The sequence below is a fragment of the Corynebacterium kroppenstedtii genome, assembly GCF_016894245.1.
Lineage (GTDB): Bacteria > Actinomycetota > Actinomycetes > Mycobacteriales > Mycobacteriaceae > Corynebacterium.
The window spans coordinates 1,969,154-1,992,135 of record NZ_CP069792.1; the positions used below are offsets into that span (position 1 = coordinate 1,969,154).

The following is a 22,982-nucleotide window of genomic DNA, read 5'->3' on the forward strand; positions in this document are numbered from 1 at the left end:
TTAAAAGAATTGACTCAATGTCCCTGCTCTATGCCAAGATGGTGCCATGAACGGTCTATGGATACTTATCCTCATCCTTTTCTTGGCATTGCCCATCATGCAAATTGTGAGGCAGAACAAGAGCATGAAGCGCATCCAGGAGTTTCGCTCTCAACTACAGCCTGGGATGGCTGTTGAGACGGCCGGAGGCTTGCATGGGCGAGTCGTTGCGGTGAAAGGTGACGTCCTCGACTTGCAAATTGCGCCTGGGGTTGTCGTTGAGTGGGCTGTGAAAGGCATTTTGGGACCAGTTGCACGACAAGAGTCGTCAACCGCTACTGAGCCAACGACGAGTGGGACGCAGGGACAGACGACTGTCTTAAATGAGGAGGCGACGCCGGATCACGATTCAACTGTGGAGCCGAATGCTAGCGAGGACGCCGTTGCCGACTCCCATCGGCACTCGTCGGTTCAAAGCAACGGAACTACAGATGTTTCCTCGGATTCGTCGACGACAGATAAGTAAAATCACAATCAAAAGTCCCGGCGGTGACTGACCATCGCGCATCATAGATACGCAAGCACAGCGCCCCGGCAGCAGACATGACATAACCTTTGGCTCCATGCTGGCTCGAACGCTATACGAGAAACGCCGACCCCAGGGTAAGACGATGCAGTGTGAAGTCAAGGGGTAGACTTTCTGAAGTTTGAATAGGCCGACCTGAGCCTAATGTGACCTTCATACGACGGGAGACTCTTTTGGCAGCCCGGAAGAACAGAGCTCGCTCCACAAAATCCCGATGGCCGTATCGTGCCATCGGTATCTTCGTCATTTTCCTCGTAGCGGTGTACCTTCTGGTGTTCCTCACGGGGAATAAGAAGCCTGAACCTAAGTTAGGTATTGATCTTCAGGGCGGAACCCGAGTTACTTTGGTGCCCCAAGGTTCCCAACCGTCCAATGATCAGCTTGAGCAGGCCCGGAAAATTCTAGAGAACCGCGTCAATGGCATGGGCGTGTCTGGTGCAACAGTGCAAACTGACGGGAACACACTCGTCATCACTGTGCCAGGAGATGATTCCGCTCAAGCTCGGAACCTGGGACAAACATCCCAATTGTTGTTCCGTCCGGTACTTAACCAACAAGCTGCTGCACAAGAAGTTGATCGGGGCAAGCTAGCAGACACTGTTGTCGATATGGCTAATCGATGGGTAAAAGCAGGCGTGATTTCGCCGGATAATGCCCAGAAGACCCTCGATGAACTGAAGAAGCAGTTGGAACAACTCAATAACAGCGGTCAAGCCCAGGGGCAGCAGGCATTCGCAATTCCCAGCTCGATGAAGATTACGGCGAAGCCAGAGGCTAAGCCAGCCAACTCCATCGAAGAAAACAAGCTTCGTGAACAAACATCTGCCATGCTTCTCAAGGATCGGCAATCAGAAGATCCAACCACTTTGCAAGCAGCTGGGTCCTTGCTGGAGTGTAAGGGATCGGATCCTTTGGCAGGGCAAGATGATCCGTCTAAACCCCTCGTAACCTGTGATGAAGATAAGAACGTTCACCTACTAGATGCGGCGCCGGTATTAGTGGGGCAGGAGGATAAGAAAGATCCTCAGCGTCTCACTGGCGAGGAGATCGATACCAATTCTCCGATTAATGGCGGGTATGATTCCAACAGCGGGCAGATGGCCATTACGTTCAAGTTCAAGACATCCAATAAAGATAAGGGTGGCGATACGTGGGCCGAAGTAACACAGAAGTATCAGGGCCAGCAGGTAGCTATCACCCTCGACTCCGAAGTAATTTCTGCTCCGACGATTCAGTCACCGACCCCTGCAGGCTCGACGACCCAGATTACTGGTAAGTTCTCCGAGGCCGAGGCAAAAGACTTAGCGAATAACCTTAAGTATGGTGCGCTGCCCATCAGCTTTGCTGGTGAGAACGGTGAGAAGGGTGGTACCGCTACGACCATTCCCGCCACACTTGGTTTTGCTTCGTTGAAAGCAGGGCTTATCGCAGGAGGTATTGGCTTAATCTTGGTCGCTCTCTATGCGTTGGCGTACTACCGAGGGCTCGGCATCATCACGATTTTCTCCCTCTTGCTCTCGGCGTTACTCATCTACGGAAGCCTCGTCTTACTCGGACGGTGGGTCGGTTACAGCCTTGACCTTGCGGGCATCGCCGGCTTGATCATCGGCATTGGTACTACTGCAGACTCCTTCGTGGTCTATTTCGAACGTATTAAAGATGAGATACGCGATGGCCGAACATTCAGGTCTGCTGTACCAAAGGCCTGGGAGCGTGCTCGCCGCACTATCCTGTCCGGTAACTTGGTTTCCCTCATCGCAGCTGTCGTGCTGTACATTCTGGCTGTTGGTGACGTTAAAGGCTTTGCCTTCACACTTGGTTTAACGACGATCTTCGACCTGTTTGTTGTGTTCCTGGTCTCTGCACCGCTGATTATTCTGGCCTCGCGCAAGCCATTCTTCTCTAAGCCATCTGTGGACGGACTCGGAGCCGTCATGCGCGTTGCGCAGCGCCGTCGCGCTGCTGGCATCAAGCTTCCTTATGACGTTGAGCGCGCTGATAACGTCAAAGATGATCAACCTACACGGCGGCACATCAAGCTCGCGGATAGTCTCTCAGAAACAGATGGGTCATCGTGGGGCGGCTCATCACGCGTCGATACCTCGAAGGAGGAGAAGTAATGAGTAAGAGGCCCTTCTTCGAACGTATCTACACCGGTGAAGGCGGAATTGAGTTCGTATCTCAGCGCCGTCGCTGGTACGGCATTTACGCCATAATTTTGGCGATTTGCCTTGTATCCATTATCTTCCGTGGCTTTACACTGGGCATCGACTTTGAGGGCGGTACCAAGATAACGATGCCTGCCGGTGACGTGTCTAAGACCGAAGTCGCCGACACCTTCCACGAGGCCACCGGGGTTGAAGCCCAGCAGGTCCAAATTATTGGCTCTGGTGATGCTCGTAATGTGGAAATCGAGTCAAAGCATCTGAATGATGACGAGATTTCCGAAGCGCGGGAAGCCTTATTCTCGAAATACCACCCGAAAGACGCCTCGGGTAAAGAAACTCCAGACTCTATTGGTGATTCGACCGTGAGTAACTCGTGGGGATCGACGATTACCCACCGTATGGTCCTAGCGCTGGTCGTCTTCCTTGCGCTAATTTTCCTTTACATCACGGTTCGTTTTGAACGCGATATGGCTATTGCAGCTATATCAGCACTTGCTGTGGACGCAATTGTGGTCTCTGGGCTGTATTCAATCATTGGCTTCGAGGTATCACCAGCGTCGATCATCGGTTTGCTGACAGTCCTGTCCTACTCGCTTTATGACACCGTGGTCGTGTTCGACAAAGTCCACGAGAACACCGCGGGTTTGACGAAAACGACCACGTCGACCTATGCCGAGCAAGCTAACCTCGCCGTGAATCAGACAATGATGCGTTCCATTTCGACGTCATTATTCTCGATCCTGCCGATTGGCGCATTGATGGTGGTCGCGGTCTGGTTGCTCGGCGTGGGTACGCTAAAAGACCTCTCACTCGTACAGCTCCTTGGTGTCATCGAAGGAACGTTCTCCTCAATCTTCTTAGCGACACCAATTTTGGTTTCGCTCAAGTCGCGCCAAAAGAAGTATTCCGAGCACACTAAACGTGTCGAAGAATCTCGTAGAGCTGAGCCATCGAACCAACAGGTTGAACGGGTTGCCGTAGCTAGTGGTGGATCAGAGTTGGGTACTAGCCAAGGTGCTGATTCTGAGCCATCGGCACGCTCCTCGTCACGTAGGGGGGGATCATCACGTATCTCTCACCACTCTGATCGAGAGTCCGAAACGGGCAGATTCCGCAGCCGTGAAGGCGGCGGTGCGTCGTGGCGTCCCGACGAGAGCCGACGCCGTACCAATCCACCTCTTAATGAGAGCTAAAAGCTAAGTCGACAACCCATGCGTGTCCTCTCGAATAAAAGGTTACGTATCGTGTTGCCTGACGCAGCGTTCCGCATGGCGCGTTCTTAGCCGATCGGGTAGTTAGATTTCTCGCCGTACAGTGCCCTTGCTCATTACTCCGATGCAAGGGCGCTAAACTTTTCTTAACAGCACATCCTGTGTTCTTATGAATACAGCGTTAGTGTGCTTTGTACGTCCATTTTCTGACACGATCGGCTCCACCCGTGTTACAGCGATTTAAGAAGTCACGTCCCCAGTTCCCGTCAGCAACGTCCTCATTACCACGTTCCCGACGTGCTAGTCTCCGCGAGATTGTGACGGCAATTTCGGCAGCTTTATTAGTCACAGGTTTAGCCGCTTGCGATACGAATGAACATGCAGGCGATGACGACGCACACACAGGGTTTGCCTACGTAAGTGGTAGCACCCTCACCACTGTTAACGGTGCTAGTGCCCAAGGACAGGCATCCGATGCAGCGCGATTATCAGTTCGTTTATATCCTGGCGCTTTCATTGATGGGCCCAACGGTCAGGCGTTCGTCAATAATGATCTTTTTACGTCAGTCCAGGCCCCCGATGAGAACCGAAGTGTTGAGTACGTCATTAACCCCCGGGCCCAGTATTCGGATGGCAAACCGGTTACGTGTGATGACTTTTACTTGGCATGGTTTGCTCAACATAAGAAAGAATATTTTGATTCTGATAATCCTCTTCTGGAACAGGTTGAATCAGTCACATGCAGGCATAATGAGAAAAAATTTCGCATAGAGTTTGCCCGCGGGTACGGGTCCCGATACCAGAATCTTTTCCCGGCCGGGTCAGTGATGCCCTCTCACATTATTGCGTCTCACGCTGGAGTTGAAGATTTAACTGATGCGCTGGGATCTGCGGACTACCAAATGGTAAAAAAATTGGGCGATTTGTGGAGAAAGAACTTTCTCCTGAAGGAAGAGAATCTTAAGAATATTGTGTCCACCGGGCCATACTCGGTTAAGTCGGTTACCGATAACGATCCGATTACCCATACGCGGTCAGTGACACTCCACAAGAATCCCCACTGGTGGGGAGACCCGGCAAAAATCGATGATATCGTGGTCTATCCTCGCTCAGCGTCTCTGAGCGACCTTGCGCACCACAAATCACTCAAGGTTGTCGATAGTGATCGAGCTCTTCCTTCCGAGTTCCGTTTATCGCAGGGCGAAGGGTCCTCAGAATCATCTGAGCCACTACCATCCAAACCTGAATCGTCTGAGGCAGGGTTCTCGCAGACATCGTCATCGTCTGAGACGTCCTCGTCAGCGACGCCAACCTCACCCACCTCAAACGCCCCGAGCGAATCGCAGTCTTCGTCGGAAGCAGGAAAACCAGCCACGAACGATAATGAGGGATTTCCCGCATTCTCAGTTCCGCATGGTGGTGGTTCCTCGGCCTCCGCATCACGCTTGACAGTGGAATCAGAGAAATACGGTGTAATGACAATGCTCTCACGCCGGATTGACTCGCTCATTCCTGCTGACCACGGGGTCATGGCAAGTAAACGTATACGCCGAGCGCTATCGCAGTGTGTTGACCGGGTAGCTGTGGCCGAAGCATCGTCAGCCCATTCATCAATGAAGGCTCCAGCCTACGGGCTTCGTTTGACGCCGCCGACGAGTTCGTCCTTCGATGCAGTCAGTGATATCGCATTACAGCATGGAAATCACGACACTGCTGCTGCCCGCAAAGCAGCGAAGGGATCCACAGTCCGTTTATCGTACGACCGTACGAATGATCGGTATGTCGCCATGGCAGATGCCATCCGTGAGTCCTGTCACGATAGCGGAATTACCGTCGATGATGTGTCCACAGACCATGCTGATAGCACTGCTCTGACGGACAGGGCTGACGTTGTTCTTCAAGCGGTTGACCCCACAACGTACTTTTCAACCTCGACGTTCGTCGGTGGAACCATCGATGAACGTCGGCAAGCGGAAGAGGAATTATGGGATAGCATGTCGACGATCCCATTGTCTGCTGAACCCCGCGCCGTGGTTGTGCATAACGCAGTGAGTAATCTAGTGCCTAGCACCTCGAATGTTGGGGTCGGCTGGAACATGGATCGATGGAAGAAAGATCAGAATTAGATGACCGACAGTGAGTATTCATCCGCAGCCGATGCAGTGGCAACCTTAGTTCGCCGCGTGCCCGGTTTTCCGTCTGAAGGTGTGGTTTTTGAAGACCTCACTCCGGTGTTGGCAGATGCGGGCGCGTTTCGTTTAATCGTTGACGAATTAGCCGAGGCTGCTCGGAGCTATAACGCAGACATCATCGGCGGGCTGGACGCTCGTGGATTCCTTTTGGGTTCTGCTGTGGCCTATCAACTGGGGCTGGGAATCTTAGCAGTGCGCAAGGAAGGTAAGCTTCCGCCACCGGTTTTTCATCGAGGCTATGACTTGGAATATGGTCATGCGGCCCTGGAAATTCCTCGAGAAGGCCTGAATATTCAGGGAAAGAACATTGTTCTTATCGACGACGTTCTTGCCACAGGCGGTACACTGTGCGCTTCCCGGGCCCTTCTGGAGGAAGCGGGGGCGAATGTCGCTGGATTGGCCGTCATTCTCGAAGTTGAAGCGTTGGAAGGCCGGAAGCGTCTAGCTGACCTTCCTCTGACGGTGGTGGGGGAGCGTAGTGAGTGATCGGTCGCCCTCTCGGGTTGGTTCGGTGAGTGCACGTCTGGCTCGAAGTCTGACGGGTCAGAATCGTGCAAAATATAATCCGGTTTTGGAACCGATGCTGACGATTCATCGCAAGGTTCACCCGAAAGCGGATGTTGTTCTCATCAACCGTGCCTATGAGACTGCCGCGCAATTACATGACGGTGTATTTCGTAAGTCTGGCGAACCGTACATCACTCACCCTCTTGCCGTAGCGACGATTTGTGCTGAGATCGGCATGGATACCACCACGATTGTTGCAGCCCTGCTGCACGACACGGTGGAAGACACTGATTACACACTTGAAGAACTCGAGCACGACTTCGGTCCTGAAGTGGCTCACCTGGTGGATGGAGTCACCAAGCTGGACAAGGTGGCCTTGGGTTCAGCAGCTGAAGCCGAGACCATCAGGAAAATGATTGTCGCAATGGCTGACGATCCTGGCGTGCTGGTCATTAAAGTTGCTGATCGCCTGCATAATATGCGGACGATGCGTTTCCTCCCGCCGGAAAAGCAGGCAAGGAAAGCTCGGCAGACCTTGGAGGTCATTGCTCCGCTGGCTCATCGGTTGGGAATGGCGACGGTGAAGTGGGAGTTAGAAGACCTCTCCTTCGCTATTTTGTACCCCAAGAAGTACCAAGAAATCGTCCGATTGGTGGCCGATCGGGCACCGAAGCGTGACGAATATATCGCCCGAGTATCTAAAGAGCTACAAGCACGGCTCAAGGACTACCACATCAGTACAGAGGTAGTGGGGCGACCAAAACACTACTGGTCGATCTACCAAAAGATGATCGTTCGTGGCCGAGACTTTGACGAAATTTTCGACCTCGTCGGACTCCGTGTTCTCGTCGATTCCGTGCAGGAATGCTACGCCGCCCTGGGTGCTGTACATACGCTGTACCAGCCGATGCCCGGAAGGTTCAAAGATTATATTTCTACGCCACGCTATGGAGTTTATGAATCGCTCCACACGACGGTGATCGGGCCGGATAATAAACCTCTCGAGATCCAAATCCGGACTCATGAAATGCACTACAACGCTGAGTTCGGCATTGCGGCGCATTGGCGATACAAGGAGACCAAGGGGCACAACAAAGGTTCCGCAAAAGAACTGGACCAGATGGCATGGATGCGTCAGCTTCTCGACTGGCAACGGGAGTCTGCTGACCCCAACGAATTCATGGAGAATCTGCGGTTTGATCTTTCCTCAAACCAGATCTTCGTGTTTACCCCGAAAGGGGACGCGATCACTCTGCCATCGGGATCAACACCCATCGACTTCGCCTACGCAGTCCATACTGAGGTGGGGCACCGGTGTATCGGCGCGAAGGTGAACGGCAAGCTTCTTGCTCTCGAGTCGGAACTCCACACGGGAGACCGGGTCGAAGTTTTCACGTCGAAAGATCCGGACGCCGGCCCTTCGAAGGACTGGGAATCATTCGTTGTGTCGCCGCGTGCGAAGTCGAAGATTCGTCAGTGGTTCGCGAAGGAACGTCGAGAAGTTGCTTTGGAGGCGGGCCGGGATGCCCTCGCCGCCGAAATCCAGCGGGGCGGGCTGCCTATGCATCGGCTCTTTACTCCCGAATCCATGCAAACTATTGCTGGCCAACTAAGGTTTAACTCCGTCGACCAGTTGTACACCGCTATTGGTAATAACAACATCACGGCTGGTCGCGTCGTCAACCTGCTGATGGAGCAGTTTGGGGGACAAGAGGAGGCGGAAGATGCACTTGCAGCTCGCACTCCTTTGTCTCAGCTCAGGTCCAAGAAGAATTCTCGTGCCGATTCGGCGGGGGTTCTTGTTGAAGGTGACGCTGATTACATGGCGAAGCTGGCCAAGTGCTGTACCCCCGTCCCCGGCGACGACATTTTCGGATTCGTGACCCGAGGTGGTGGAGTGAGTGTCCACCGCACGGACTGCACTAATGCCCCGAAGCTGAAAGAAGAGCCTGAACGCCTGATTGCCGTGTCGTGGGCAGCAGAACGCAGTGGAGCTGTCTTTACAGTGACATTGCAAATCGAAGGACTTGACCGTCAGGGGTTGTTATCTGACGTCACTCGGGCCGTATCAGAACAGAAAGTCGCTATCTTAGCGACGAATTCTCATACGGCTGAAGATCGTGTCGCGGTTGTTCGTTTCACCTTCGAGGTTTCCGACGTCAAACAGCTTGGCTACTTGATGACCCAGCTGAGAAATATTGAAGGCGTCTTCGACGTCTTCCGGGTCACGTCGGGCGGTTAGTGGCGTTATGACTGACACGTGGGGCACCAAAAGAGGTTTCTCCCGTCAACCTTTCGCTCGACAATAGTGGTTCCGCAGACATAACACGGGAGTCCGGCACGTCGGTAAACGTAAACCTCGCCCCCATGGGCATCGACTCGTGGTTCCCGCCCCATGGCCTCAGGCATGTGCTCTGGCCGAACGGTGTCGATTTTCCCTACGCGAAATCCCCTCGTCATCGTCTCGACGAGGTCATTCCATATCGCATAAAGTTGGCCGTCGGTAAGATCTTTACCGCGTAGCTGAGGGTTAAGCCCTAACCTGAATAGAGTTTCGGCGCGGTAAATATTTCCGACACCCGCGAAGATACGTTGATCCATCACCAAGGTACTAATCGGCTTCGACGAACGCTTGATTCGTTGAAAGCTACGGCTGGGATCGGCGTACGGGGAGAGTGGATCGGCCCCAAGTTTCCCAATAGCGGTGTCTTTTTCTTCATCAGTGATGAGCCTGCACCATTGTGGACCGCGTAAATCAGCTGCTCGCGTGGCAGAGGCTATTCGCAAACGAACCTGACCTCGTGGATCTGCGAGGTCCGAGATACGAAAGCTTCCAATGAGACCTAAGTGAATATAGACGATATGTGCTGCTTGGTTGGCCGCGAAGTCAATGAACAAGTGTTTTCCGTGCGCTTCGGCGTGCGCGAGCACGGTGTGGTTGAGCTGATCAGCCTCTGTCGCAAATCGCCCTTGTGGCGAGCTAACAACAGTTTCATGTCCGGCAAATTCGCGATTTAGGGATGAAGCGAGCCGATGAATGACGTGGCCTTCTGGCATTCTTGAACTTCTTTCAGATGGGGTAATTGCATAGGGTGTAACGGAACACCACAGTGTTTTATTGAAAATAATTTATATTTAGCAATGTGTATTTGCTGGTAAAAGCAATCTCAACGTCAATCGCATAAGCCCTGATCGATCTCCTTTTTCTATGACACAGCGGAGTGCACAAGACTTCATTACACTCGATGACGGTCCATTAATGAGAAAGGACGATATTCATGACTGCAGCATCTCAAACAGTGAAGGGCGTTATCTCCCGGGAAAAAAAGGAGCCTGTTGAGCTAACAGACATCGTTATTCCAGAACCAGGCGATAACGACGTTATTGTATCGGTTAAAACATGCGGGGTCTGTCACACAGACTTGGCGTACCGCGATGGCGGGATCAACGACGACTATCCATTTTTACTCGGGCATGAGGCAACTGCCATCGTCGAACAGATCGGCTCACGAGTCACTCATGTTGCCGAAGGGGATACAGTCGTTTTGAACTGGCGCGCAGTGTGTGGCGAGTGTCGCGCGTGTAAACGGGGCGAACCGCACTTGTGTTTCAACACGTTCAATGCCTCGAAGTCCATGACGCTCACTGACGGAACTGAACTGACACCAGCGTTGGGAATCGGTGCTTTTGCCGAAAAGACCCTGGTCCATGAAAAGCAGTGTACGAAGGTCGATCCCGACGTTGATCCTGCTGCAGCAGGCCTGTTGGGGTGCGGCGTCATGGCAGGACTCGGCGCAGCCGTTAATACCGGGCAGGTCAAACGTGGCGAATCCGTCGCTGTGATTGGGGCTGGCGGTGTTGGCATGGCCGCTGTCGCGGGTGCAGCCTTAGCGGGTGCGACAAAGGTAATCGTTATCGACGTCTCCGATGACAAATTAGAAAAAGCCAAGGAGTTCGGAGCAACGCACACGATCAACCCGAAGTCGTTGACCTCCGACGATGATGACGAGGATGCCTCTCCCGAAGAGCAACCAGTTATTAAGGCGGTTAAGGACCTCACGGGTGGTTTCGGCGTCGATGTGGCTATCGATGCTGTGGGTGTCCCAGAGACATTTACTCAGGCGTTCTACATGCGTGATCTCGCCGGACGCGTTGTTCTTGTTGGTGTTCCAACACCGACTATGACGCTAGAACTACCTTTCTTGGACGTTTTCTCGCACGGAGGTACCATCAAGCCATCCTGGTATGGAGATTGCCTACCAGAACGCGATTTCCCGATGTATGTGTCCCTCTTCCAGCAGGGTAAATTCCCCTTGGACAAGTTCATTAGTGAGCGCATCGGCATAGATGAGGTCGAGGACGCTTTCGAGACCATGAAGAAGGGCAATGTTCTGCGCTCTGTGGTGGTGGTATAACGATGGATTCGTGGAAATTGACAACCGAAGGCCAGAGCGAATCGGGCCTAAAAATTAGCCGTGTCGTTACGCACGGTGTGTTCGCACTCGACGGTGGAGAGTGGGAAGTCGATAACAACATTTGGGTCATAGGCGACGATTCCGAATGCATTATTATCGACGCCGCGCACACTGCCGATCCGATCGTCGACGCTGTCGCCGGGCGCACAGTGAAAGGCATAGTGTGTACTCACGCGCACAACGATCACATCACCGTCGCGCCAGAGTTGGCGGAAAAACTGGACACACGGATTTTCGTCCATCCAGGTGATCAAATGCTATGGGAGCAAACCCACCCCGGAATTGCTCATGAGGATCTTGACGATGGGCAACGGTTTAGCATTGCGGACACAACAATGTCGGTCATTAACACTCCGGGCCATTCACCGGGATCGTGCTGCCTTTATCTTCCCGAGGCACATGTCCTTCTTTCCGGTGACACATTATTTGCCGGTGGGCCCGGCGCGACTGGACGATCGTTTTCATCGTTCCCGACGATTATCGAGTCGTTGAAGACGCGTGTCTTGACTTTGCCCGAGCGGACGGAAGTGTACACGGGGCACGGTGATGCCACGTCGATCGGTGAGGAAGCTCCTCATCTCGAGGAGTGGATCGAACGAGGGTACTAGCAGCGGCTCTACTGCCGCGTGACGCATTGATCAGATGCTGTCACGCGGCATTTTTGTATCGGGGGGCATTTTTATCGCAGCGCTTTTAAATGGAAAATGTCGGCATCGGGGGTGATGCCGACATTCTGAAGCCCGATCGCGATGGAGCTCTAAGCGCTAGCTCACTGCAGCACTAGTGATCTTGACTTCTTCATTGGGGGCAGTATTTCCGCTTTCATCCTGAGGCTTCGCGCCCTTGGTGGCAATACCATCGATGGTTTTCAGACCGTCGTCGGAAATCGAACCGAAAATGTTGTACTTGGGGGGAAGCTGCGAATCCTTGTACACAAGGAAGAACTGAGATCCGTTGGTGTCCTCTCCTGAGTTCGCCATTGCTAGAGTCCCGCGCTTGTAGTCAAATGTCCCCTCCTTGTCGCTGTCGGACACAGAGTTTGAAGGGTATTCATCCTTGAACGTGAAACCTGGGCCACCTTTGCCCGTGCCTGAGGGGTCACCGCACTGAAGGACGAAAATGCCCTCTGTCGTGAGCCGATGGCACACTGTGTCGTTGTAGAACCCCTGTTTAGCAAGAGACTCAATCGCATTGACCGTGCAAGGGGACTTGGAACGATCCATGGTGATAGGGATATCACCCTGGTTCGTATGCAAGGTGACGTTCACTGTTCCCTTTTTCGACACATTATCGCTCTTGGGGAGATCAGCTTGTTTCGAATCAGGCTGGTCCGCCTTGGTGTAGTCACACGTGACCGAATCGCCGTTGGTAGTTGTTTCAGCAGATGCCGCTGTATCATCATGGTCGTCACCGCCAGACGTTGCTGCCCAATAAATCCCGCCAGCTACTGCAACGAGAATGACAACAGTAGCGACGACGACTCCGAGGGGCCGTGCCTTCTCCACACGGTTACGCTTTTTCAGCTCTTTTTCTAGCGCTGAGAAGGCTTCCTCGCGCCTTTCTTTGTTGGTGCTCACAAACAATCACTTTCTATCAGTCTTGTGAATGACGGTCGGGGCTGCAGAACCATAGTTGCACGTGATAATTATTGATAATAATTGCACTTTATCGGCGGCGACTGGTTTCCCGCCCCGACATCCTACTATGCCTACCATGGTCTTATGACCAACGACGTGACTATCACCATGACCACCGTGGGAGCCTTAAGCACTAATTGCTACATCTGTACACGTGGCAACGAGGCCATCGTGATTGATCCAGGCCACGGTGCCCATGTACCTGTTTTATCGTATATGGAGGATCATGACCTCACCGTGGCTGGAGTGTATTTAACGCACGGGCATCTGGATCACAGTCGCGATGCGGGAATCATCGCCAACCGTTTTTCAGTTCCGGTTTGGCTCCACGTGGCCGATGTCTTCATGCTCGAAGACGGTGATGGCGCCTTCCGGGACATTGATCGCATTCTTGACCATGACCACATGGAACAGCCCAAACGAGTAGAGCATTACGACATTTCGTGGATGGATGGCTCCGCCACCGACCCTCACAGCGGCACCTATCCCGAAGTCGCTATTGGCGGTCAGACCACTCTCGAGACAGCCGTCGGCACGCTCACGGTCGTTGGAGCACCCGGACATTCCCCTGGGTCGACCATGCTTTTCCTGGGAGAGACGTGTTTTGGAGGCGACGTTCTCTTCCGCGGTGGCATTGGCCGGACGGACTTGCCCGGCTCCAACCCGCACTCCATGAAATCGACGCTGGCCGACGTCGTTAAGAAACTTCCGCAAAAGACCATGATTCTTCCAGGACATGGACCAAGCACCACCATCGAAGAGGAGCTTCAGCAGAACCCATTTCTCCGCGGCCTATAAAAAGCGTCACCTCGTTGAGGGGCCGTTGCACCATGCGGTGTCGCCGTCGGTCGGCCAGCCGATTGCCCCTATTCGCTATAGTGTGAATCCGTGAGTACATCCTCGAAGCCACGTAAATTCACTGCTCCTAAAGGCGTTCCTGATTATGTTCCGCCGAATTCTCACGAGTTCAACGCTGTTCGCTCGACTTTTCATCATTGCGCGACGGTAGCTGGGTACGAGCCAGTTGAGCTTCCGATCTTCGAGGACACTTCACTCTTTGCTCGGGGAGTTGGGGAGTCTAGCGACGTCGTCACAAAAGAGATGTACACCTTCGAAGACAGAGGCGGACGTTCGATGACGCTCCGTCCCGAAGGCACAGCTGGAGTGATGCGGGCAGTCATTGAGCACGGACTTGATCGTGGTCAACTCCCCGCAAAGCTGGTCTATGCAGGACCGTGCTTCCGCTATGAGCGGCCACAAGCCGGCCGGTATCGTCAGTTCCAGCAAGTCGGTGTTGAGGCGATTGGTGTTGATGATCCCGCTCTCGATGCTGAAGTCATTGCGCTTGCGTATCGGTGTTTTACATCTTTAGGTCTCACGGGGTTCCGGCTGGAACTAACGTCGTTGGGGGATTCCACTTGTCGGCCTGCATACCGAGAGAAACTCCAGGACTTCCTAACGTCGCTACCGCTGGATGAAGAAACACAGCACCGTGCACAGATTAATCCGCTCCGGGTTTTGGACGACAAGCGTCCAGAGGTCAAGGAAATGACGGCCGACGCCCCGCTCATGCTTGATTATCTTTCCGACGAGGCTCGCGCACATTTCGAGACGGTCACCGGAATTTTGGATGATCTGGCGGTTCCTTACACGATCAATCCGCGCATGGTGCGTGGCCTGGACTATTACACGAAGACGTGTTTCGAGTTTGTCCACGATGACCTCGGGGCCCAATCTGGTATTGGCGGGGGAGGCCGGTACGACGGTCTGATGGCTGAACTAGGTGGCCGCGACCTCTCTGGGGTGGGCTTTGGGCTCGGCGTGGAACGAGCACTCCTTGCGTTGGAAACTGAAAAGAAGACGGTGACGGACGGGAGCCGAGTAGACGTGTACGGGGTGGCCATGGGGGAGGAGGCGCATCGCCGAATGCCCATCATCATTAATGAACTCCGTCAATCCGGAGTGCGTGCGGATATGTCGTATGGACACCGCGGGCTCAAAGGTTCGATGAAAGCCGCCGACCGCGCAGGTGCGCGTTTTGCCCTGGTTATTGGGGAAGACGAGCTGGCCCAATCCGTCGTGCAGGTCAAGGACCTACATGAAGGCGAACAAACTGCCGTCCCCTTTGATCAGGTCGTCCAGGAAGTTCATGGTCGATTAGAGGCTATGTAGTGGTACATACCCCCGGGGTTCATGATCGAATCCGGGTCAATCGCCTGTTTGATAGCGAGGTGTAGGTTTTGCGCTCCCTCGTCCAATTCATGGGGTAGCCACTTGCTTTTGAGATCTCCGACGCCATGCTCGCCCGTAATCGTGCCTCCGAGGGATAAACCAAGGTGGACGATCTGCTCAAACGCACTCTGAGCACGGTCGCAGGATGCTTGGTCATCAGCGTCGAAGAACAAGGCCGGGTGCGTATTTCCGTCACCAGCATGTGCAATGGTCGCTATGACGACCCCGGTGTTCTTCCGAATTGCGGTCAAGCCATCGAAGAAATCTGCCATGGCGGAGCGAGGAATGCATATATCCTCAATCAGTTGTCCGCCACCGTGATTGCGCTGGTATAATTCATTGGCCGGGTGAACCATCCGTCGAGCGGCAACAAGAGCATCGTTGTCTGCGGGGTTATCGGAAAACGCGATGTCGATTGCATTGTGTTTGTCAGCAATCGTTGTGAATTCTTCAGTGTCCTTCTTCGCCGTCGTCGAATCAGATTGCATGATCAGCATGGCACCGACATTTTCGTCGAGGCCGAAATCACCGAGCTCATTGAGCATAGAAATCGTGAGACCATCCAGCATCTCCAACATGGATGGTCGGTACCCGGATCCCATGTAAGCGGCAACCGTTTCTGCTGCGTCGCGTTCTGAGGTGAATGTAGCGACCGCGGTTAGGGGAGTAGGCGGCAGGGGAATTAGTCGAAGGGTGGCCTCGACAATGACGCCAAGGGTTCCTTCTGAACCGACGAAAAGCTGAGCGAGCTCGAGCCCCGCAACGCCTTTCGCAGTTTTGTGGCCTACGCGAGTTAAAGTTCCATCTGGAAGAACGACCTTGAGCTCACGCACGAAGTCGCGTGTTACGCCATATTTCACGCAACACATTCCACCGGCATTGGTCGCAATGTTTCCCCCGATGGTGGACATTCCCACCGATCCCGGATCAGGTGGATACAGTAGCCCGTGCGGCCGGAGCGCATCTTTAAGGTCCTGGTTGATAATGCCGGGCTCTACCGTGACCGTCTGGTTGAGTTCACTAATTTCGAGGATACGATCCATCGACTTCACCGAGAGCAGAATGCAGTTTTCTTTAGCGTTAGCTCCGCCGGTTAAGCCTGTTCGGGCTCCTTGAGGCACGACGGGAATGCCATGTTCATATGCGAATCGAACGACAGATTGAACGTCGGCGACGCTCCTGGCTCTCACGAGGGCCAAGGCGCGACCACTCGTTGGTTGGGGAGCCTCGTCATGGGAATGCGCAGCGATAACATCGTCGTCAAAGGTAATCGTGCCGTCAAAATCGTCGACGAGGATGGCGAGCTCGCGAGCTAACCTATCGCGATCTGATTCTGGTGAATCTGAGTCAGCCGACGAGTGCGGGGTCGGGATACGGACGGGCATAGTGAACTCCTAAGGATTAATAAATCAGTATTCGCGAATATTTATAGGACATTATTCAGTGAAAGAAACACATACGTTGCTTCTTTATTGTTCGTTCAGTCAACCGCGATAATTTCCGGGGAAGGACTATTCGCACGTCAGTCACGTGTGGAGCCAGGCGCGTCGTCGTTGGAACCGCGGGAAGCGACAAACACGGCGGTGAGGTCATCGACTGAACGTGGCGAGCGTGTTCGTGGTGAGAAGCCAGAGGTCTATTCGTTAAACGATTGTTTACACGCGCTCATTGTGCCGTTCTTATATCCCTTGAGAAAAGAACTCTTACGCTCTTCTGATGATCCGTGTGTCCATTGGTCCGGGTTGACGGACTGGCCCGATTGCTTTTGGATGGCGTCGTCGCCGATAGCTTGGGCAGTAGTCACTGCTTGCTGAACTTGGTCATCACTCAGTGGTTCAAGAATTGCGTCATCGCCTTGAGCAGCATGATTCGCCCATATTCCGGCGTAGCAATCCGCTTGAAGCTCCATCTTGACAGCGTTGGAGTCTTCTCCTGGGTTGTTGTAGTCGCTTAATCCCAGCGTGCCCTGGAGATTTTGAATGTGGTGTCCGAATTCATGGGCAACGACGTACTCCTGCGCGAAAGGTCCATTAGAGCCGCCCATGTCTTTCAGCTGTTGGAAGAATGACGTATCGAAATATGCTGTGGAATCCGACGGACAATAGAACGGGCCGGTTGATGAGCTAGCCTGTCCGCACCCCGTGGAAGTTGCCCCAGAAAACAGCGTTAAGCCCGGCTTGGTGTAGTCGATATTTGCCTGTTCAGGCAAAATTCTGCTCCACACTCTGTCCAGTGAAATCCCTGTGTACTCGACGCGGCAGTGATCATATTTGTTCGCGTCAGCACCAGATTTACATTCCTCGCGGTTCGCTTGGTCATGTCCACCCCCGCCACCGCTATTAATCAGATCAGCCGGATTTCCGCCAAGTAGAAGGTATAAACCGACCAAAACAATGGAGCCCACGCCGCCACCTGCAGCGATGCGCCCACCACCGTGAGAAGCGCGAGAACCCGAGGCTTGAAAATCATTCTTAAACGTCACAACTCATATTCTGCCAAATGCAGCACAGAAGTAGAGAGGCGGACGCCAAATAGGATTGGTCATCGGGTAAGGTGAGGAGCCGAGTGTGCCAACAACCGTTTACAGGTGGTATCGCCTCACTCTAGTGAAAGATCTCTCACGATTTTTGGAAGGATTGCCCTGTGCATCGCACACACCTTGCCGGTGAACTTCGTTCTCACCATGTAGGCCAGACCGTGACATTGAGTGGCTGGGTCGCTCGTCGTCGTGATCACGGTGGCGTGATTTTTATTGACTTACGCGATCGATCGGGTCTGGCGCAGGTTGTTTTCCGCGATTCTGATGTTGCTGCACAGGCGCACCACCTTCGCAGCGAGTACTGCATCCGGGTAACGGGTGTCGTCGACGTCCGTCCTGAGGGCTCTGAGAACCCTAACCTGGATTCGGGCGCCATCGAGTTAAACGTCAACGAACTGACCATCTTGAATGCGTCGGAGGCTCTGCCTTTCCAGATCGACGATCAGTCATCATCCGGAGAAGTTGGTGAGGAAAATCGCCTCAAATACCGCTATTTAGACCTTCGACGGAAAACACAGCATGATGCTTTGGTCCTCCGCTCGAATGTCAATCAGGCTGCGAGGTCAGTGCTCCGGAAGCACGACTTCCATGAAATCGAAACTCCTACGTTGACGCGGTCGACGCCGGAAGGTGCTCGTGACTTCCTGGTTCCCGCTCGTTTACGTCCGGGATCCTTCTATGCCCTCCCGCAGTCGCCTCAGTTGTTTAAGCAGTTGCTGATGGTTGGCGGCATGGAACGGTACTTTCAGATTGCTCGCTGCTACCGAGACGAAGATTTCCGCGCTGATCGGCAGCCTGAGTTCACGCAGCTCGACGTCGAAATGAGCTTTGTTGACCAGGACGACGTGATTGCCGTTGCAGAGGACATCCTCACCGCCATTTGGAAAGAGATCGGCTACGACATTTCGACTCCGATCCCCCGCATGACCTATGCCGACGCTATGAAGTATTACGGGTCGGATAAGCCTGATCTCCGGTTCGATATCAAAATCGTTGAGTGCACGGAGTTTTTTGCCAACACCACATTCCGTGTCTTCCAAAACCCCTATGTTGGCGCGATTGTCATGGAGGGCGGAGCTTCCCAGCCCCGGCGCCAGTTGGACGCATGGCAGGACTGGGCAAAGCAACGCGGCGCGAAAGGCTTGGCTTATATTCTCGTTGGCGACGACGGCCAGCTCTCTGGCCCCGTCGCAAAGAACATTACCGACGCTGAACGTGAAGGTATCGCCGACCATGTCGGAGCCAAGCCTGGCGATTGCATCTTCTTCGCGGCCGGCGACGCTAAATCATCTCGCGCTTTGTTAGGCGCAGCCCGCGGCGAAGTTGCCCGGAAGCTGGGTCTTATCAAGGAAGGCGATTGGGCATTCACCTGGGTTGTTGATGCTCCGCTCTTTGAGCCGGCAGCCGACGCGACGGCAGAGGGCGACGTGGCCTTAGGACACTCCGCATGGACCGCCGTCCACCACGCCTTCACATCCCCGAAGCCAGAGTGCATGGAATCCTTTGACAAAGATCCTGGTTCTGCACTGTCCTACGCGTACGACATCGTGTGTAACGGAAACGAGATCGGTGGCGGCTCAATCCGTATCCACCGCTCGGACGTGCAGCAACGAGTATTCAACGTCATGGGCATTTCGGACGAAGAAGCGCAGGAAAAGTTTGGATTCCTCCTTGAAGCAATGAAGTTCGGTGCCCCACCGCATGGGGGTATCGCCTTCGGATGGGACCGCATCGTCTCCCTCTTGGGTGGCTTCGATTCCATTCGCGATGTCATTGCATTCCCCAAGTCTGGTGGTGGCGTCGATCCTCTTACTGATGCACCAGCGCCCATCACTGCAGAGCAGCGCAAAGAATCAGGCATCGACGCAAAACCAAAGAAGAAAGAAACGAAGAACTGATTTTCCATGCGAACAGCGTTTCGGCGGGTTTACTGTACGTGATGGAACGGGAATGTCCCGGCGTAGACAAGGAGTAGTGGCACACAGTGCTATCCACTGATACGGTCATGAGCGCAGCCTCTGACTTATTGGGTAACAGGCTTGGCGGCCAACCCCACCTGTCCGATCCAGACGATCTAGGAGGGTCAGGGTCTGCGTTAGTCTTACGTGCGCGCGTCGCCACTAACCCCTTCCTGCATGAACGAACAGTGATCATTAAGCATTTGCCGCCAGAATCGTTGAGCGGTCCTGATCCAGCACTCGTTCGTGAGATTGTCGCGTATCAATTCACCAATTCGCTTGCTAATGAATCTCGCCCTGGTCCGGTCATGTTGGCATATGACCTGGACAAAAGGTTAATGGTCACCACAGACGCTGGATCAGTCGACAATCTTATCGACGTATGGGACACCAGCTCAGATGACGATAAAGCGAAGTTGGTGAGGCGACTCGGCACATCCTTGGGACGCATGCATCGTGCGACCGCTGGAGCGGAAGATGATTTCGCAACGCTACTTCGTCGCATGATGTCCCGAGCAAAAGCCGGCCGTGAGCTAGCCGTCGCCCGTGGACGCGTCCTAACTGACGCCATTGACTACGGGTTGAGCATGGTGGAAAAGCTAGGCGTTGATGTTCCAGCAGAAGTGTCAGACTTTGCTGCTGATTCATCACGACGGTTGGCTTCGGGTCAGCATAGGGCTTTTACGCCGTTCGACCTGTCGCCTGACAATATTCTGTGTGGCAGCCACAGGATCACGTATCTTGACTTTGAGTGGGCCGGCTTCCGCGATGTCACCTTTGACGTTGCGTGCGTGATTGCCGGCTTCCCTCAATATGCCGAGGGCACTGCCCTTAACGGAGAACTCAGCCGGAAGTTCGTTGACGCGTGGCGCCATGAAGTGAGCGGAATGTGGCCGAATGTGCTCAACGATGAACGCTTGCGTGCGCGAATAGTAACAGCCTTGGTAGGGTGGTCGCTTCTGTCACTAGCCATCTTGGAAGCTGGAGGGCTCACTGCGCTGATTGATAAAGTACGGCTCACTACTGACGGGAACCAGAATAAGGCATCGACTAGTGGAACCGCTCCCAAGGAGGACTCTGAGGCTTCGGATCTGGACCGGTCTATTGACTTTAGGGGACAGCATATCCTCCATGGTCGCGCGCGAACACGAGATCAATTGGTCATTCGTCGCGACATTATTCAGACATTCGAAGCCCTTGGGGCTTTAGCCGAACGTGGCCAAGACCCCAGATTTCCCGCTGTCTCAGCTTTTAGTCGAGAGGTCTGCACGGCAGTGAAAAACTTGGAGCGCTCCGGCTCATAACACATGAGGGATCCCATATATGACGGATGATGACACGAATTCGGGTCAGTCCGGATTGTTCGGCAACCCGCTTGACACCTCTTCTTCCTCAACAGAGTCATCTGCGGACTATTTTCATCCAGGGGCGTCGGCGCCTTTAGCAGTGCGTATGCGGCCGCGTAACTTGGATGAGGTCGTAGGCCAAGAGCATGTTCTTGGGCCGGGTTCGCCATTACGCCGTCTCGTTGAGGGAGCGGGGGATTCGTCGGTCATTCTTTTTGGTCCACCGGGGACCGGTAAAACGACGATCGCGTCCCTTGTTTCCTCCACGACCGGACGTCGCTTTCGGGTGCTCTCCGCTCTGAGTTCTGGAGTTAAAGAGATTCGGAGCGTCCTTAAGGAGGCACGTCAAGCCCTTATTGACGGCATTCAAACCGTCCTTTTTATCGACGAGGTACATAGATTTTCGAAAACCCAGCAGGATGCGCTTCTCGCGGCCGTCGAAAATCGAACAGTGCTGCTCGTCGCGGCGACGACTGAGAACCCTAACTTCGCTGTCGTCGGGCCATTGCTCTCACGGTCGTTACTTGTTCAGCTGGAGCCACTCGATGACGAGGCTATACGCACGGTGATCCTCCGCTCTGTCTCGTCACAGCGAGGATTAGCCGGGAGAGTCCTTATCGACGACGAGGCTGTGAACTCGATTGTTGCGATGGCGGGAGGCGATGCACGACGTGCGCTGACCTATGTAGAGGCTTCAGCACAGTCTTTGAACGATGGCGAGACTATAACGCCGGAGATTGTCGCCAACAATGTTGATCGCGCGTTAGTGAAATATGACCGTGATGGTGACCAACACTATGACGTGATTAGTGCGTTCATTAAGTCAGTTCGTGGATCTGACGTCGACGCTGCTTTGCATTACCTAGCGCGGATGGTGGAAGCGGGGGAGGATCCGCGGTTTATCGCGCGTCGGCTAGTCATTCTGGCGAGTGAAGATATTGGAATGGCGGATCCAAACGCCCTCCAGACTGCCGTCGCGGCGATGCATGCAGTATCGATGATCGGCATGCCTGAAGCGCGTATCACGCTTGCCCAAGCGACCATCCATCTAGCTACTGCTGCGAAATCAAATGCGGTGATAGTGGCCATTGATTCAGCAATCAAGGATGTGCGGAAGGGCAAGGCGGGAGCTATCCCCTCACATCTGCGTGATGGCCACTATGAAGGCGCGAAGCGTATTGGTAGCGCTGTTGGATACGTGTATCCACATGATGATCCTCGTGGCGTGGTCACACAGCAATATCCACCTAATGAGGTGATTGACCAGCGCTACTATGTGCCTACCACGCATGGCGACGAGCGAGCCCTACAATCGCGCCTCGAGGCTATCGAACAGATCGTGAGAGGAAAGAAATCGTCATCGTAGAATTTTTCGGCGCCCGAGAGATTCGTTTATTACCTTTTTCGACCCTCTGCAGAATTGGTTGATGGGGCCTATAGTGGTCACTACGTACTTCTAACGATTAATGACCATTGCGATGGCGTGGTCATCGAGGAGTTGACCACAGCATGGCGGAATTTATTTCTGCGCGGTGGCAAGACATTCTTTTTCGGTGCTACCAGCACGGAAGTCTCGTTATACAGTCGCTGATTATCGCTTCCATTATCGCTTTAATATTGGCAGTTATTGTCACGTCTTTTCGCACACTAGCGCCTATTGCAAATGCTATTTCTGCTATCGGGCTCACAATCCCATCATTCGCCCTCTTAGGAATGCTCATTCCAATAGTCGGAATTGGGACCTTGCCGTCTATCGTCGTCGTGTGCTTTTATGCCACGTTGCCTATTCTTCGAAATGCGGTGGTCGGTTTAGATGGAGTTAGCCCGACTTTAGTTGAGGCTGCTCGTGGACAAGGCATGAGCTCATTAGGAATTTTAACAAAAGTAAAGTTGCCTATCGCCTGGCCAGTGATTATGACCGGTATTCGTGTCTCGGCTCAAATGTCCATGGGAGTGGCTGCTATCGCCGCTTATGCATTAGGGCCTGGTCTTGGTGGTTACATCTACACCGGATTGAGCCAAATTGGCGGTGCGAATGCTGTGAACTACGCAGTAGTTGGAACAGTAGGTGTGGTTATTGTTGCCCTCATTGTTGATTTCGCACTTATTGGATTCGGTCGGCTAACAATCCCGCAAGGCTTGAGAAGGTAAA

18 protein-coding genes are annotated in these 22,982 nt (G+C 53.6%); 14 read left to right on the forward strand and 4 right to left on the reverse strand.

All coding sequences use genetic code 11. The features are described from left to right. Nucleotides 1-46 precede the first annotated feature (46 nt). From I6J23_RS08510 to I6J23_RS08535, 6 genes are all read left to right on the forward strand, one after another. Nucleotides 47-505 (forward strand): preprotein translocase subunit YajC, encoded by a 459-nt coding sequence (locus I6J23_RS08510; protein ID WP_204581681.1) that lies wholly within the window; start codon nucleotides 47-49, stop codon nucleotides 503-505. Between the two features lie 233 nt (nucleotides 506-738). Continuing rightward, on the forward strand, nucleotides 739-2,685 hold the full coding sequence (gene secD, locus I6J23_RS08515) for a protein translocase subunit SecD (protein ID WP_204581683.1): 1,947 nt from the start codon (nucleotides 739-741) through the stop codon (nucleotides 2,683-2,685). Further along, nucleotides 2,685-3,926 carry a protein translocase subunit SecF gene (secF, locus tag I6J23_RS08520; protein WP_204581684.1) on the forward strand — a complete coding sequence of 414 codons (1,242 nt, stop codon included), beginning with the start codon at nucleotides 2,685-2,687 and terminating at the stop codon, nucleotides 3,924-3,926. Before secD ends, secF begins: the two co-directional genes overlap by 1 nt. Before the next feature lie 335 nt (nucleotides 3,927-4,261). Further along, nucleotides 4,262-6,070 (forward strand): ABC transporter substrate-binding protein, encoded by a 1,809-nt coding sequence (locus I6J23_RS08525; RefSeq protein WP_204581686.1) that lies wholly within the window; start codon nucleotides 4,262-4,264, stop codon nucleotides 6,068-6,070. After that, complete coding sequence (locus tag I6J23_RS08530) at nucleotides 6,071-6,622, forward strand: adenine phosphoribosyltransferase (RefSeq protein WP_204581688.1); 552 nt, start codon at nucleotides 6,071-6,073, stop codon at nucleotides 6,620-6,622. Then, nucleotides 6,615-8,885: a RelA/SpoT family protein gene (locus I6J23_RS08535; RefSeq protein ID WP_204581690.1), complete on the forward strand. Its 2,271-nt coding sequence runs from the start codon at nucleotides 6,615-6,617 to the stop codon at nucleotides 8,883-8,885. The genes I6J23_RS08530 and I6J23_RS08535 overlap by 8 nt, the downstream gene beginning before the upstream one ends. Nucleotides 8,886-8,890: 5 nt before the next feature. Here the strand turns inward: I6J23_RS08535 and I6J23_RS08540 are convergent, their stop codons facing one another. Continuing rightward, complete coding sequence (locus I6J23_RS08540) at nucleotides 8,891-9,700, reverse strand: Fpg/Nei family DNA glycosylase (protein WP_204581692.1); 810 nt, start codon at nucleotides 9,698-9,700, stop codon at nucleotides 8,891-8,893. A 221-nt stretch (nucleotides 9,701-9,921) separates the two neighbouring features. Between I6J23_RS08540 and I6J23_RS08545 the strand changes: the two genes are divergently transcribed. After that, the gene (locus tag I6J23_RS08545) at nucleotides 9,922-11,058 is read left to right on the forward strand and encodes an S-(hydroxymethyl)mycothiol dehydrogenase (protein ID WP_204581694.1); all 1,137 of its coding nucleotides are present in this window, start codon (nucleotides 9,922-9,924) and stop codon (nucleotides 11,056-11,058) included. 2 nt (nucleotides 11,059-11,060) lie between these two features. Continuing rightward, nucleotides 11,061-11,726, forward strand: coding sequence for an MBL fold metallo-hydrolase (locus I6J23_RS08550; protein WP_204581695.1), 666 nt, complete (start codon nucleotides 11,061-11,063; stop codon nucleotides 11,724-11,726). A 156-nt stretch (nucleotides 11,727-11,882) separates the two neighbouring features. Here I6J23_RS08550 and I6J23_RS08555 read toward each other — a convergent pair whose 3' ends face one another. Beyond that, entirely contained in the window at nucleotides 11,883-12,695 is an 813-nt protein-coding gene (locus I6J23_RS08555; RefSeq protein WP_204581696.1) for a peptidylprolyl isomerase, read from the reverse strand. Nucleotides 12,696-12,839: 144 nt separating this feature from the next. Here I6J23_RS08555 and I6J23_RS08560 point away from each other — a divergent pair, with 144 nt between their 5' ends. Further along, the gene (locus tag I6J23_RS08560) at nucleotides 12,840-13,553 is read left to right on the forward strand and encodes an MBL fold metallo-hydrolase (RefSeq protein WP_239454889.1); all 714 of its coding nucleotides are present in this window, start codon (nucleotides 12,840-12,842) and stop codon (nucleotides 13,551-13,553) included. A 90-nt stretch (nucleotides 13,554-13,643) separates the two neighbouring features. Continuing rightward, on the forward strand, nucleotides 13,644-14,927 hold the full coding sequence (gene hisS, locus I6J23_RS08565) for a histidine--tRNA ligase (RefSeq protein ID WP_204581697.1): 1,284 nt from the start codon (nucleotides 13,644-13,646) through the stop codon (nucleotides 14,925-14,927). Here the strand turns inward: hisS and I6J23_RS08570 are convergent. Together I6J23_RS08570 and ypfJ are read right to left on the reverse strand one after the other, a co-directional pair. Further along, complete coding sequence (locus I6J23_RS08570) at nucleotides 14,903-16,372, reverse strand: FAD-binding oxidoreductase (RefSeq protein WP_204581698.1); 1,470 nt, start codon at nucleotides 16,370-16,372, stop codon at nucleotides 14,903-14,905. The genes hisS and I6J23_RS08570 overlap by 25 nt on opposite strands. A 251-nt stretch (nucleotides 16,373-16,623) precedes the next feature. Then, a complete protein-coding gene (gene ypfJ / locus I6J23_RS08575; protein WP_204581699.1) occupies nucleotides 16,624-17,469 on the reverse strand; it encodes a KPN_02809 family neutral zinc metallopeptidase in 846 nt (281 codons plus the stop codon). 161 nt (nucleotides 17,470-17,630) lie between these two features. Here ypfJ and aspS point away from each other — a divergent pair, with 161 nt between their 5' ends. From aspS to I6J23_RS08595, 4 genes are all read left to right on the forward strand, one after another. Next, nucleotides 17,631-19,424 carry an aspartate--tRNA ligase gene (aspS, locus tag I6J23_RS08580; protein ID WP_204581700.1) on the forward strand — a complete coding sequence of 598 codons (1,794 nt, stop codon included), beginning with the start codon at nucleotides 17,631-17,633 and terminating at the stop codon, nucleotides 19,422-19,424. Between the two features lie 107 nt (nucleotides 19,425-19,531). Continuing rightward, the gene (locus tag I6J23_RS08585; RefSeq protein WP_204581701.1) at nucleotides 19,532-20,788 is read left to right on the forward strand and encodes a phosphotransferase; all 1,257 of its coding nucleotides are present in this window, start codon (nucleotides 19,532-19,534) and stop codon (nucleotides 20,786-20,788) included. A gap of 19 nt (nucleotides 20,789-20,807) precedes the next feature. After that, entirely contained in the window at nucleotides 20,808-22,196 is a 1,389-nt protein-coding gene (locus tag I6J23_RS08590; RefSeq protein WP_204581703.1) for a replication-associated recombination protein A, read from the forward strand. A 143-nt stretch (nucleotides 22,197-22,339) separates the two neighbouring features. Next, nucleotides 22,340-22,981 carry an ABC transporter permease gene (locus I6J23_RS08595; RefSeq protein WP_204581704.1) on the forward strand — a complete coding sequence of 214 codons (642 nt, stop codon included), beginning with the start codon at nucleotides 22,340-22,342 and terminating at the stop codon, nucleotides 22,979-22,981. Nucleotide 22,982: the final 1 nt, after the last annotated feature.